Origin of the sequence: Pseudanabaena sp. PCC 6802, assembly GCF_000332175.1 — a bacterium.
Taxonomy (GTDB): Bacteria; Cyanobacteriota; Cyanobacteriia; order Pseudanabaenales; family Pseudanabaenaceae; genus PCC-6802.
Genome location: NZ_KB235914.1, coordinates 512598 through 525805 on the forward strand (window position 1 = coordinate 512598; position 13208 = coordinate 525805).

Here is a 13208-nt window from a genome sequence, read left to right on the forward strand (position 1 = left end):
AACAATCTTGAAGAGTGGAAGTCTCATGCACTTAGACCAATATAACCTTGGAGACTATAGTCCTGGAGCCTCTATCTGGAAACAGGCTATGTGGTACTTTATTGGTAGTCCGTTAGTGCAGAGCTACTGGATTCCACTTTCCATCTGTAAAGTGCTGCTACTAAGGTGCTTTGGCGCGCAGATTGGTACGCACGTGCGCATTAAGCCAGGAGTCAAAATCAAATTTCCGTGGCGTTTGACTGTAGGAGATTATGTATGGATTGGAGAGAATACCTGGATAGATAACCTGGCTCCCATTACTATAGGAAATCACGTCTGTATTTCCCAAGATGTCTATCTTTGTACGGGCAATCACGACTGGCGACATCCAGATTTCAAACTAATTACATCAAGCATTGATATTCAAGACAGTTGTTGGATTGCTGCACGGGCTGTAGTTGGCCCTGGCGTAACTGTTGGCGAAGGCGCTGTGTTGGGCTTGGGCAGTGTAGCTGGGCGCTCACTAGAACCCATGCAAATTTACTTAGGGAATCCAGCTCAATCCATTAAGCAGCGCAAGCTCTAAGAGCGCTATGGCGTAATTACGAACCCATCTGAAACGCTCTCTATACCCACTCGTAGGAAAGTCAGATCTGTGACATCGGATGGTACGGGAAGCGAGCGATCGGCTAACTTCTCTTGTCTAAGCGGTGCTAACATCGAATACAACCAGCCTGGATCGATTGTGCCTTGATTGGTATACTGTTGCCCTTTACCGCTTGTCGTAGTCCAATTTTGGAGAAATGACACTTTTCCATCGGTTGCTGAGTCAGAGAATTCCGAGGAGAAGCTATCTTGTTTGCCAAAAATTGAGTTCAGCAGTAATACATTCATGTCAGGGTTACTGCCCTTTGTCTGAATGGATGCACCATTGAAGGCAATGCCATTAATGGTAACCTGCCCCGAAAACCCATCGATCGCAATAACCGGCGTGTCACCAGCACCATGGGCAAAATACTGTTGACGCATGTTGTCGAGCGTAATGTTGCCACTGTTATTACTCGATAGCTGGAGCATGGGAGTTCTCGTTTTGCCATTTTCGTACCAGGAATCCCGCACTATGAGCCGTCCACCATCATTTACCTGAAAAGATGGCCCCACCCCTACAGAACCACTAGTGCCTCCGAAGAGATTTACCCGCGCTGTAGTTAACTGTCCTGACTTTGTCTTTGCACCTCCTATAACGCGGATCCCTTTGTCCCCACCAAATTGGTGGTTGATGGCATCAACAGTGGTGTAGTCAAGACCTTTAACGCGCAGACCTGCGCCAGTGTTAGCAAAGGCACTGGTTTGGGTTTGGTTCAAGAAAATGCGCCCGCCAGGTCGATCGACACCCTGGATCGCTATTCCTGGCACCTGCTTATTTGAGTCGCCAAATATAAAAATATCCTGGACAACGGCATGGGATGGCCCCTGTATTGACAATATTGGCCCAGTCTGCGTACCGCGCCACGACAATCTTGAGACTCCGCTAAAAGCTAGATATCCCACGTCACCAACTAACCTGAGATCGCTGCCCGCAGGAATTGAGATTGTCGAAGAGACAGCATAGTTACCTGCCCGGAGGTGTACGATTGGGCGCTGACCCGAGTAATCTCGCACTGCTCTGTCGATCGCAGCTTGTATGCTTTCTCCTGTCAGGGCATCGACCTCAATTACAGGAGCCGTTGCGCGTTCTGGCGTGGGGGGAAGCACTGGCTGGGAAGCTTGGATTGCAGATCTATCTCTAACAGAAGTGTCGAGATCGAGAAAACGATTGTATGTCGAATCGATTTTAATAGGGTGTTTAACCGAAAAGGAGTTGCCAACAGCAACGACATTGCCCGGCACAAATCCGCCGAAAGTAACCGCTGGCTTTGAATTTCCCGCACTATTTCGGATTCTATTGTCGAGCAACGTGACGGGGCCGGGTGTCTTAATCTGAATTGCCGTATCTGTAGCGTCCAGGATCGTATTGTTTTGAATTGTAGCAATCTGTCCAGATGAGGTGGGGCCACCTGTCTGATAGAAGTAGGGCGATCCGACAGAGTAGTTGTTGCGCAGACCGATATAGAAGTTATCTCGCGCCCAAATATCTCCACTGGTAGAATTTTTGAAGACTGAGTTCGAGACATGGAAAACGCCGATTTCTCCTCTAATGCCATTATTGTTGCGATCGAACAGAGAATCGCGAATCCACCAATCAACTGTATTCCAGTCATTCAACAAAATGCCAGTTGAATTCCCAACGAACTTGCTGCGGTTGATAGCAACTTCAGCAGCAGTGTCCTGATGACCGTCACTAGTTGGATATTTCCCTCCACGTACCCCAACTTGCAGATTTTTGAATACGTTGTCTGAGATATCGAATGTAGTTGGGAAATTTTTAGTTTTCCCATCCCAGCGTATCCATAACCCATTGCCAGCAGTATTGTTACCGTCGAAGGTCACGCGCTGAACCCTGGTATAGGCTGTATTTTGGAACCGCAGCATCGTTCCGCCAGGTGCCCCAGCCCAACGCAAGTTTACCAGATCCGGAGACTCGCCCACGATCGCAACATTACGAACTTTAGAAAGGTCGAGCTGATTAGTTATCTTATACGTGCCGGCGGGAAGATAGAGGACGCTAGACTTGCCCGTTTTGCCAAGGTCGTTCAATGCAGCTTGTAGTGCCTGCGTGTCATCGCTCTTGCCGTCGCCTACCGCACCGTAACGAGTCTTGAGATTAGCCCAACTCGGGAATGGCCCCATAAACTCTTCCATGAACGATCTTCCCCCAGATGTAAAATGCGAGACAGCCGAAACAGGTAGCAAGTGGACGCGATCGAATGCCACTATGCTAAAAAATACAAGTAAAAATGTAAAGATATACCTCACGCTCTTATCTTCTCGGATCGATTCCTGCTAAACGGCTATCTCTCAAATCTTTGCAAGACTATCGAGAGAATATGGTACTTGATTTTGAGTTGATTTCAAGACCAAGCGCTCGTAGATATAAAGGCAAAATCTTCTCTAGAGTAAAACGCCTTTCGCAGAAAAGTCGAGCATTCTTTCCTAAACATTCAGCTTTACGGCGATCGCGAGCCAGGCGTTCGATGTAGTCAGCTAGACCCTGAGCATCGCCGTTAGCAAAGTAGTTTCCACAATTTCCCTCATCGATTAAATCCCTGAGATAGCAACCTTCAGGGCAAATGACAGCAACTGGTCTTCCTGCCGCCAGGATTCCATAGAGTTTAGAGGGAGCTACTACTGCATCCATGCTGGGTTTGAGACTAACTAAAGATAGGTCGCCAGCCGATAACGAATAAGGTAGAATTTCTCTATCTTGATACGGTAGCTGCATGGCGTTGGGTAATAATCCCGCATGAATTGCTTCCCGCACTCTCAAGCTACCAGCCCCATTACCAATAAACAGAAACTTGATGTCAGGATTGTTTCTCAGCAAACGGGCGCACTGAATTATAGTTTCTTCATCGTGACAGCGACCGAGATTGCCAGAATACAGAACCGTGAAAAATCGATCCATCCCGTATTGCTTGACAAAAAAATTCTTCTCCTTGGCTATGGGTCTAATAAACTTAACATCTGCCCAAGAGTGAATTACGTGAATTTTGTCTTCGAGACTAGAATCTTTTTCGAGCACTAGTTGCTTCATTGCCTCGCTTAAGACGATTAAAGACTGCGAGCGCTGCCATACTATACGGTTTACAGCATCCCACATCTTTACAATCCAGCGATCTGGATTGACCACTCCTAATCTCACGGCGACATCAGGGTAGATATCGTAGATTAAACAGGTATAGGAATGCCCAAACAGCCTATTGTACAGCCAGCCTACCAAAGATAAAAAAGGAGGTGCCGAAGTAATTAATAAGTGCGAACCTCTTGCTGCTTTATTTCTCAGTCTGATGGCAGCGCGCGCGCAAAAGATAATGCCGTTAATCAATTTTCCTCTAATGCGCTTCGGTAAAATCCTGGACGCTCCTGTTCGCCTCACCTGAACTCCATCTACGAATTCTTCCTTTGGGGCATCTATTTGACTAAAGGCATAACCGGGCTTACCCGTATATACCTGAACGGGCTGACCTTGATTGACTAAAGCAACTGCTAGCTCCTCGATCAATTGACCGGTAGCAGCGTAATCTGGCGGATAAAACTGGGTTAGGATGGTTATCTTTTGTTTTGTAGTATCCTTCTGTTTAATTTGTTTTGGCGGAACATCGATTACTGGCGAAAGCACCCTATTGGAAAATGACATCAGAAGGTTAAACATACACCCACCACACGCTGAGAGAGCATTACTTTGCGTTAGATATCTAACACATTTTGTTCGATTTTCAACATTCAGGATTCAAGACCGACGATCCGCAAACGCAGAAACAATAATTTAAACTGTTGCATATAGCATCCAGATCCACTTTTGATGTGGGGATTTGCAGTAAATCACAGCGGTTTTTTCTATAGGACTTAAACAATAACTCATTTGTTCCACATAAATTTATCAAAAAACACAATATTGTGAATTATTTGACTCATGCTATAGCGGTTTTCAGATGAAAACGAGAAGGGGGTTTGGGGGCGTTGCCCCCAAGAAGGGGTGGAACCCCTTCACCCCGTCAATAAAACCTGTTCTCAATTGAAAAACGCTATATGCAAAGAAAAAAATAATTACGCTTGAGATTTTGGCCTCTTGTAGCAGCAGGACAAGTTAGAGGTAAAGCTACGTAGTAGCTAAAGTAAAAGGGGGTAACTGAACAGAATTTGGTATTAAAGAGATAATAGCGTCTCTATTGTAACTAGATCGTATCCGTTCTCACAAATGTTACACAAAAATCGAATTTCTGTTGCCAAATTAACTCTCCCTTCGATCGGTTGAAGTTATCGCAGCTTATGATGGCTTAAGTCTTTTGAGTTTTTTGCTGCTTTCTGTAGGTGCATAGTGGCGATATTTGTAGTAAACTCTGGGGGTTGCTCCGTTGGCAACCAGTCCTAACACGTTGATGTCTGACTTGTCTAAAAGTTTTTTGGCAACGCTCGCATCAGGAGAACTGAGTAACTCTGGTCTGGCCACAATTAATACACCATCAGCTTGCTTGCTTAACACCATGGCATCTGCTACTGGTAATAGAGGTGGTGTATCGAGAATTACATAATCGTAGATATCGGCCCATTTTTCCATTAGAGCAGACATGCGTTGAGATTTTAGTAGTGATAATGATAGCGTGTTAGAGGGTAGCTTACCTGCTAATAATAGATTTAAATTAGGTATTACAGTGTGGATTACGGACCCCTCAGGTGTTTGTCCCGCTAATAAATCGGTTAATCCTAACCCGTGCGGTATATCCCAAATTGCATGTTGAGAAGGATGCCGCATATCCGTATCTATAAGTAAAACGTGTTTTCCTAACTGCGCTGCGATCGCTGCTAGGTTTGCTGAAACCGTCGATTTGCCTTCTGAGGGAACTGAGCTAGTAATTAATATGACCTTTAAAGGACAATTCGCGTTCAGGAATTCTAACTTTGTTTGCAGCATGCGATACGTCTCGCTAATTTGGGAACCAGGCTCAGCGCATACGATCGCATCTTGCCTACCCACCCATTTCCTGCCAAATTTAGGGAGAACGCCGAGTAAGGGATAACTATCAAACGCGCGTTCTAAATCGTCTGTAGTTCTAAGTAGGGTATCCATACTTTGCAAGGCAATTGCTGTAGCGATCGCTACAGCCAATCCCAGCAATCCACTCATCATCAGATTACTTTTGAGCTTGGAGGCGATCGGTTGAGTAGGCTCGACCGCTGACGAGAGTACGCGCGCGTTACTAACCTTCTGATTCTCTACTAACTGCACTTCTTGCAGTCTTTTTAACAGGCTTTCATAGGTAATGCGATTGACTGCAATCTTGCGTTCCAGGGATTGCTGTTCTTGTTCTAGTTTAGGTATGACCCGCAAGCGATCGCTGTACGTATTAAGCGACCGTTCCAGAGTGTCTAACTGTTGCTGGAGGCCGCTGCGATTGATTTCAGATTTGACTAGATCGGACATCAGAGCAAGATCTAGCCCGCCGACTTGTAAATCTTTAGAATTTATAGATTTACCACCGCCAATCACTTCAGCAACTCGCTGCTGCAGCAGGGTTTGCAAAGTAGTTTGTTGGCGTTTTAGCCTTTTGATAATAGGATGGCCGTCACTATACTGTGTGCTTTGGACTGCTAATTGCTGTTCGACTTTTTGGAGTTCGGCAAAAGTTTGCTTTACTGGTTCCGATGCGCTCAGCGTGCTGAGGAGAGTAGCCTGGTTGGTACTGATTCCCAGTCGCGATCGCATAGCTCTTATAGATGCTTCCAGATTAGAGATCTGAGCCTTGAGGTCTGTAATTTGTTTGTCTGTTCCTATGACTACTCCGATCGAGGACGAAGACTCTTGGGCTAGCGCGGTTACCCTATTTTTTTCCTTAAACCTACGCAGGGCAAGTTCGGAATCTACTAAATCCTTTTCGACGTTGGGTAGCTGAGACAAAATAAACTTCCTGGCCGTAACAGACTCTGCCTGGTTTGCTTGCAAATCGTTGGCAATGTAACTCTTCATCAACGCATTGACCACCTCAGCAGGTTCTTTGGGGTTTTCGCTTTGATATGAAACTTTTAAAATATTCGTGTCAGGGCTGGGAATTACACTCAACCCATCCGTAATGTCAATGTCCTTAAATGCGGGGTCGAGCGACTTGACCGCCAGCTCTACTACGGGGGCAGACAGGATAACCCGAGCTTCGGTTTGTAAATTTGTCTGTTTTTTTTCCTCATCGCCGATCCCTGTCAATCGCGCCGCTCTATCTACTTTAAAAATTAGCTCGCCACTGGCTTCATACAAAGGCTTTTGCCGAGATGCTAAATATGCTGAAATGCCAAAGACACCAACAAAAACAATAGTTGCAGGTAGCCATTGACGGCGTAGAGTCGTTAATAGACCGATCAGAGGATTGCTATCTTCCTGTTGACGGATCTTTTGAGGGACGTTCAGTTCAAGGAGATTCATAGGTTAGCATGCGAAAACAGCCGTTACGTAAAGTGCTCGAGCAGCTAACAGATCGACCTCAGGTGCCAAGCGACCTGTTGAAGCTTTGGGGGAGCTAATATGATGTGACCTTATACTCCGCTTGAAGTTCCACAACCTGCCTCCAGATAAGCATTTACATTTCGCTTAATCTATATCCTGACAATAGATCGTCAATAACTAACCCAATGAATATACTCCTACAATTAATTCATGACAAGTAACGATCTAACTGTAGCCGTAGACAGATCTGTTAGGACAGGGGGTGTGGGGGCTGCGCCCCCACGCAGGGTTTTCCCCCCTGCACCCCGTCCTAAGCCTATTGGCTATAGCTATATTTGTGGATATGGCAATCCGAAATGATTTGTGCAAGTCAGCGATTGGCGGTCGGCGCAGAAATTTTACAACTCAGATAGGAGTGCTAGAGTAAACCCTTTATTTGTAGCGGTAAAGTCATACTAAGACCCCAGTTTAAAGGCCTCAAGACACATGCCATACAGTACGCCTATCTTGAGGCAATTTAGCATAGTTGATGGTAGCGATCGCTTTGCCAGACTACCATCGGGTAAAACCTGCCGACTGGGGCTGTAGACAAAATGACTGATTAGCTCGGACAGTATGACGATCAGACCAGCGGTGAAAGTATCCCAGTCCGATCTAGCTCCAAAGGAAGTGGTGAAGATCGATGCTAACAGGAAGCCAAACAGCAGACTAATGACGGATAAAGACGTTCGCCGCCAGGGATTGCCGAGCCACCGTGCTAGGCGAGCCTGGCTGACATTAACAAGGGTGTTGAGGCGAGTGTTTTGCACGACTTGGAATATGAAATGTACGGTTCCGTAGTTTAAATATGGTTTTATAGCGATCCTAAATCATTTACGAACGGGGTGCAGGGGTGAAACCCCTGCGTGGGGGCGCAGCCCCCACACCCCCTTTTTCACAAATCACGTACGAACGGGGTGCAGGGGTGAAACCCCTGCGTGGGGGCGCAGCCCCCACACCCCCTTTTTCACAAATCATTTGTGATTGCTATATATTCTAGGGAACAAGTCTTTTATAGCAAATCTGCAGCAATTATCCCTATATTGCCTGGCGACTGGAAGTCGCGGCTACACAAACAAAGTCTGCCTGCGCAGACTCTGCGAAAGGGGGTTAACAAACCAGGATTTGGTATTAGTTCTAGCGTAATGCAAGAGCAGTTTTGCTAGCTTACAAGATTTAAAGTAAGACTGAAATAGTTTGTTAGTTTGGTCAAATTGAGGAATAAAACATGGTTTATTCAGGACTGACAGTGACTCCAGGTAGCTGGAGTACTGTCACCAGTCTTTTTAGTCACAGTCATCCCTTATTTCTGAGCGCGATCGCCCAAGCTTCGGAGCCAGCAGAACCAGATAGCTCCTTTGTCTTAGCTGCTGTAATGCTGAGTCTAGTGGTTGTCTACCTGGCCAGTAAGGTAGGTGGCGAGCTATCTAACCGTCTGGGTTTTCCGCCAGTGTTGGGCGAGTTGGTTGGTGGAGTGCTGGTTGGTGTTTCTGCCCTACATCTGTTGGTGTTCCCGGATACGGGGGTGGATGGCTCTAGTTCGCTGATTATGCAAATTCTGCTATCTACCGATGGTTTGAGTCCTGAAGCTGTCAACCCCACTTTTAAGGCTACGGGCGAGGTCATATCCGTACTGTCCGATTTGGGTGTAATTATTCTGCTGTTTGAAATTGGGCTGGAATCAAACTTGAACGAACTGATGAAGGTTGGCATCCAGGCGATTCTAGTAGCGGTGGTGGGGGTGACGGTGCCTTTTGTGGCTGGTACCGCTGGTGCGATGCTGATTTTTGGCGTACCTGCCATACCAGCAATTTTTGCGGGGGCGGCGCTCACGGCAACTAGTATTGGCATTACTTCTAAGGTGCTGTCCGAGTTAAACCAACTTACGTCTAAGGAAGGGCAGATTATTCTAGGTGCGGCGATCGCCGACGATATTATTGGCATTGTCATCCTGGCCGTAGTGGCGAGTCTGGCTAAGACTGGACGGGTGGATGTTGGTAATGCGATTTATTTAATCGTCAGTTCCGTGTTATTTATTGTGGGCACCCTCCTCCTGGGCAAGTTAGTAAATACTGTCTTTATCGCCCTTTCTGAGAGACTAAAAACACGCGGAGCTTTGGTAGTTCCGGCAATGATTTTTGCTTTGATCCTGTCCTATATTGGTGCTGCCGTGCACCTGGAGGCAATTTTAGGGGCATTTGCAGCGGGATTGTTACTGGACGAAACCAAGGAACGCGAGGAGTTAGAGGAATTAATTAAACCTGTAGCCGATCTGGTCGTACCGATTTTCTTCGTCTCAGTGGGAGCTAGAACCGATATTGGCGTGCTGAATCCAGCCATTTCAGCTAACCGTGAGGGTTTGGTAATTGCCATCTTCCTGATTACGGTGGCGATCGTGGGGAAAGTCGTCACTGGTTTAGCCGTATTCGGTCAACCGGGAATTAACCGCCTGGCGATCGGCGTGGGCATGATTCCCCGAGGTGAGGTGGGGTTGGTATTTGCAGGTGTCGGTACCGCCAGCGGCATTATTTCCGATGCGCTCAATGCCGCTATTATCATGATGGTGATTTTGACCACGTTCTTAGCCCCGCCGCTATTGCGGTTCACTTTCCCGGAGCCGCAATCCGAGCCGGTACAGGATGAGGGTACACCGGCCCAAACCTGAGTATCATGAGTAATCCGTTTAAATTGCTGCTAATCGACAGCGATCCCGTATTTCGCATGGGATTGCAGGCCTGGTTGCAGCAATTTAGCGATCTCGAAGCGATCGCCGAGGTGGAAACCGATACTGATGCGCTAGAGATGCTCGCAAAGCAGTCAGCATCAGATAAGATCGATTTGGCGATCCTGGATCTGGGTTTAGAGGGCAGTTTGGATCTGTGCCAGGCGATCGCCAAGCAATTTCCCCATCTCCCCATCCTCTTGCTGACCTCACCGCAGCCAGTGAAGCTCGTGTCTGCCGCCTTGCAAGCTGGTGTGGCAGGCTATTGTCTCAAGGGCACGCCAGCTACAGAGTTGGAGAATGCCATTCGCACCTGCGCTGGCGGCGGTAAATATTTACAAGATATTCGATTGCGCGATCGCAGTTTGGCGGCAAGTACAGCGGATGCAGCAGACGAACTTGAAATCGTCAGCGTACTCGCGGTGCTGCGGCACAACCTGCGGAAATCGGGACTGAGGCAGATCGATCGAACTTTACGGGGTGTCAAAATGCATCTAGCAGGCGCAGGAACATCCATCTGGGATGATATCGAGCGCATAGTATTAGAAGGCAGGCAGAGGGAACTGTTGGCAACGCGCTGGCTGGTCTCTCATTTACTCAAATCAACACTGAAAACATCACCGATCGCTAATTTTGACATTACATCTGACTCCACACCCAAGTCGAGCTATACTCAGGCTGTATTTAAATCTGCTGCATCCACCGAATCTACAGCTAGCGAAGCACAACTCGCGCGCGCCAGACTACTACAGGCGGAAATCTTCGATCGCGCGGCAGCAAAATTACAAGCTGGCTTATCTAACTTAACTGATGTCCTGTTGGAAATCGATATCCTCAGAGAAGAACAAAAACGGGAGCTATTACTGATTGTCCTGCGCCACTTGGAAGATGTGTTGGTGGAGTTGCGACTCTCGCAAGTCGAGCCGCAGCAACTATTGGAACAGCAAGCAAAGATTCTCCACGATCTATGGCAAGCCAGTACGATTAGTTTCTTTGGTAAATACTACAGTGTCGATCGCGATCGCCAGTCGGTAGTGGATGTTTTACTCGCGGATGCCGCGATCGTGCAGGCGGAAATTCTAGCTGAGATTCCGCAAGCGAGCGAACTATTTTCCTATTTGATTTTCCAAACAGATTTAGTCATTGATAATGCTACCTATGCGGCTGGCACCATAGAGGCAGCCATGAGAGCAGAAAGCCTATTGGATAATCTCGCAATTGAGATTGCCAATGCGGTCATGCAACCGCTTTTAAATCACTTTGCGGATGTGGAAGCCATCAAGCAAAAGTTCTACGACTATCGCCTGATTGCTACCCGCGAAATCGAACGATTCCGCAATAATCTATCTTGGAAATACCGCCTCAAGAAATATGTTCAAGTGCCGCAAGCAATCTTTGAGAGCCGCTACGATTTATTCGTCCTCGCTAGTCCCGGCATCAAAAAGCACGCAATCTACGCGCCGCGCCGACAAGAGCTAACTGAGTTAGGCGGAATTCAACTCGCCGTGACATTGGCATTGGAACTCCAGGATGCGATCGCGCCGCGCTTGCGATCGGCAGTCGCTTTCGTTGGTAGCGGTATTGTCTACGTCCTCACCAATATCGTAGGGCGTGGCATCGGTCTGATTGGGCGCGGCATTTTGCAGGGTATTGGTAGTGCTTGGCAAGATAGTCGTCCCCGTAAAAAAAGCTGACCGTGCTACTAGACTTCTGCTAGCAGTCAGGCTCTATTTGCAATCTTTTGTTGTGTAACTAGCAATATATTGATGAACCATGTTGGCAATCAACAGCGAGATTGAAGTCTCTGTTTGCTGTGCCAAGTCTTGCAAATATCGCATATCATCTACAGGTAATTCGACTTTAATCTCCTCTAATACCTGCGATCTGGCATACTTATTGTAGCGCTGAATCTCCTGTGCTAAATTTGGTACAGACTGCCATTCATCATTTTCTACAGACTCCAAAAGCGCTTTTTCTTCCGCATCTAAAAATGTCATTATGTTAGTCTCCTAAATACTTTTTCTTTAGCTTGCGACTGGGAATTATTGTTTTGAGAAAAATCTCCTCAGTGCTTTCCACAAACGGTACTAGATAAACGTATTGGTTAACTTCAATGATAAAGATCCGTTGCGATGGATACCTTTCTTGGTTGGGATGTTCTATCACATCTAGTACTTTGCCTTCAGCGATCGCCAACACTGCTACCTCAAAGCTAATCCCTCGCTCTGCCTGTAGTTGGTTGTTTTTCTCAGTATTCCAGCGAAATGGTTTTATGCCGTAAGACATTCCCTATTTTCTTCATCCACAATCGAACTGACAATGTTACCCAAGGTTTTGCCCTTACCTGCAATTGCAACAGGAGGGAATCGGCGTTTTACAATAGGTAATGCTGTCTCTTCTAAAACTGTCAGGATCGCAAGAGCTGAGAGGACTGGAGGTGGTCCTTCCGACCATTTGACTCGTCCGTTTTCGCAAACTGCCTCGTAGCTTTTCAGCATAACGTTGTCCTAAAACTATAACTGTAAGTTATGTTAATACAATCTTAACTGAAACTGCTGAAAGCAAAGGTATTGGTAGCGTTAAAACCATCGATCCAGTATGTTCAATCCGCTACTAAGAACCTGCCAAAGCCCAATAAAGGCAAGTACCTGCGTGATAAACTGCACCCAATTTGTAGAGGGAGACGTTTGCTGAGGGGGGCGATCGGGATTTCGCTTCATAATCTTGCCTAAAAACCATCAAGTAAGTAATACCAAATCCCGATCTGTTAATCCCTTTTCTCGCAGTCTGTGCAGGCAGACTTTGTTTGTATAGCTGAGACTTCCAGTCGCCAGGCAATATAGGGATAATTCGTGCGAATTTGGCGCAAGGTGGGCATTGCCCACCTTACCTATGTTATCTCTGCGTAAGTCCTGAAATCTATCTACCACTTCTTGTAGGGTAGGAACTTCCCATTCATAACTACTTTGACGCGATCGCCCTTTGGATCTTCCACCTTCTCAATATCGAGCGTGAAATCGATCGCGCTCATAATCCCATCACCAAATTTCTCCTGGATGACATCTTTCATTGGCATCCCATATACCTGCATAATTTCGTAAAAGCGGTAAACGAGCGGATCGGTTGGTACGACTGGTCCTAAACCTTTGACCGGGTAGGCCGTCAGTTCCGAGCTAAGATCCAAACTCAAGCCCAGAGCCTGGAGAATCTTGGTTGCTTCCTCCGCAGATGCCGTTGCCTGTCGATAGAAAATTGAGGCAATGCAGATTTCATCGAGTCCGACGATCGCTTCGAGATCGGCGAAGCTGAGACCTTTGCTCTTCTTGGCAGCTAATAACTTTTCGGTAATTGCAGGTACTTCAACGTTTGACATAA

At 46.8% G+C, this 13208-nt stretch carries 11 protein-coding genes; 3 read left to right on the forward strand and 8 right to left on the reverse strand.

Features of this window, described 5'->3' with window-relative positions; all coding sequences use genetic code 11:
* Positions 1-25: 25 nt before the first annotated feature.
* Positions 26-565, forward strand: coding sequence for a putative colanic acid biosynthesis acetyltransferase (locus tag PSE6802_RS0107680; RefSeq protein WP_019499475.1), 540 nt, complete (start codon positions 26-28; stop codon positions 563-565).
* A 5-nt stretch (positions 566-570) separates the two neighbouring features.
* Here PSE6802_RS0107680 and PSE6802_RS0107685 read toward each other — a convergent pair whose 3' ends face one another.
* From PSE6802_RS0107685 to PSE6802_RS28160, 4 genes are all read right to left on the reverse strand, one after another.
* The gene (locus PSE6802_RS0107685) at positions 571-2895 is read right to left on the reverse strand and encodes a right-handed parallel beta-helix repeat-containing protein (protein ID WP_156815458.1); all 2325 of its coding nucleotides are present in this window, start codon (positions 2893-2895) and stop codon (positions 571-573) included.
* A 58-nt stretch (positions 2896-2953) separates the two neighbouring features.
* A complete protein-coding gene (locus tag PSE6802_RS0107690) occupies positions 2954-4276 on the reverse strand; it encodes a glycosyltransferase family 4 protein (protein ID WP_156815681.1) in 1323 nt (440 codons plus the stop codon).
* Between the two features lie 630 nt (positions 4277-4906).
* On the reverse strand, positions 4907-7051 hold the full coding sequence (locus tag PSE6802_RS0107695) for a GumC family protein (RefSeq protein ID WP_019499478.1): 2145 nt from the start codon (positions 7049-7051) through the stop codon (positions 4907-4909).
* A gap of 476 nt (positions 7052-7527) precedes the next feature.
* Positions 7528-7881 (reverse strand): DUF565 domain-containing protein, encoded by a 354-nt coding sequence (locus PSE6802_RS28160; protein ID WP_036945591.1) that lies wholly within the window; start codon positions 7879-7881, stop codon positions 7528-7530.
* 458 nt (positions 7882-8339) lie between these two features.
* Between PSE6802_RS28160 and PSE6802_RS0107700 the strand changes: the two genes are divergently transcribed.
* Positions 8340-9776: a cation:proton antiporter gene (locus tag PSE6802_RS0107700; protein WP_019499479.1), complete on the forward strand. Its 1437-nt coding sequence runs from the start codon at positions 8340-8342 to the stop codon at positions 9774-9776.
* 5 nt (positions 9777-9781) lie between these two features.
* Positions 9782-11527: a DUF3685 domain-containing protein gene (locus PSE6802_RS28165; protein ID WP_019499480.1), complete on the forward strand. Its 1746-nt coding sequence runs from the start codon at positions 9782-9784 to the stop codon at positions 11525-11527.
* Positions 11528-11560: 33 nt separating this feature from the next.
* Here PSE6802_RS28165 and PSE6802_RS0107710 read toward each other — a convergent pair whose 3' ends face one another.
* The 4 genes from PSE6802_RS0107710 to cynS form a co-directional block, all read right to left on the reverse strand.
* Positions 11561-11830, reverse strand: coding sequence for a hypothetical protein (locus PSE6802_RS0107710; RefSeq protein WP_019499481.1), 270 nt, complete (start codon positions 11828-11830; stop codon positions 11561-11563).
* A gap of 4 nt (positions 11831-11834) precedes the next feature.
* Entirely contained in the window at positions 11835-12119 is a 285-nt protein-coding gene (locus PSE6802_RS0107715) for a BrnT family toxin (RefSeq protein WP_019499482.1), read from the reverse strand.
* Positions 12104-12331, reverse strand: coding sequence for a hypothetical protein (locus PSE6802_RS0107720; protein ID WP_019499483.1), 228 nt, complete (start codon positions 12329-12331; stop codon positions 12104-12106). The genes PSE6802_RS0107715 and PSE6802_RS0107720 overlap by 16 nt, the downstream gene beginning before the upstream one ends.
* A gap of 425 nt (positions 12332-12756) precedes the next feature.
* Positions 12757-13206, reverse strand: a complete 450-nt coding sequence (gene cynS, locus PSE6802_RS0107725) for a cyanase (protein WP_019499484.1) — start codon at positions 13204-13206, stop codon at positions 12757-12759.
* Positions 13207-13208: the final 2 nt, after the last annotated feature.

Excerpts from the sequence above, each read along its gene's own strand:
- PSE6802_RS0107680 (WP_019499475.1), top strand. The coding sequence starts at position 26 with ATGCACTTAGACCAATATAACCTTGGAGACTATAGTCCTGGAGCCTCT.
- PSE6802_RS0107690 (WP_156815681.1), bottom strand. The coding sequence starts at position 4,276 with ATGTCATTTTCCAATAGGGTGCTTTCGCCAGTAATCGATGTTCCGCCA.
- PSE6802_RS0107695 (WP_019499478.1), bottom strand. The coding sequence starts at position 7,051 with ATGAATCTCCTTGAACTGAACGTCCCTCAAAAGATCCGTCAACAGGAA.
- PSE6802_RS0107700 (WP_019499479.1), top strand. The coding sequence starts at position 8,340 with ATGGTTTATTCAGGACTGACAGTGACTCCAGGTAGCTGGAGTACTGTC.
- PSE6802_RS28165 (WP_019499480.1), top strand. The coding sequence starts at position 9,782 with ATGAGTAATCCGTTTAAATTGCTGCTAATCGACAGCGATCCCGTATTT.
- PSE6802_RS0107710 (WP_019499481.1), bottom strand. The coding sequence starts at position 11,830 with ATGACATTTTTAGATGCGGAAGAAAAAGCGCTTTTGGAGTCTGTAGAA.
- PSE6802_RS0107715 (WP_019499482.1), bottom strand. The coding sequence starts at position 12,119 with ATGTCTTACGGCATAAAACCATTTCGCTGGAATACTGAGAAAAACAAC.
- PSE6802_RS0107720 (WP_019499483.1), bottom strand. The coding sequence starts at position 12,331 with ATGCTGAAAAGCTACGAGGCAGTTTGCGAAAACGGACGAGTCAAATGG.
- cynS (WP_019499484.1), bottom strand. The coding sequence starts at position 13,206 with ATGTCAAACGTTGAAGTACCTGCAATTACCGAAAAGTTATTAGCTGCC.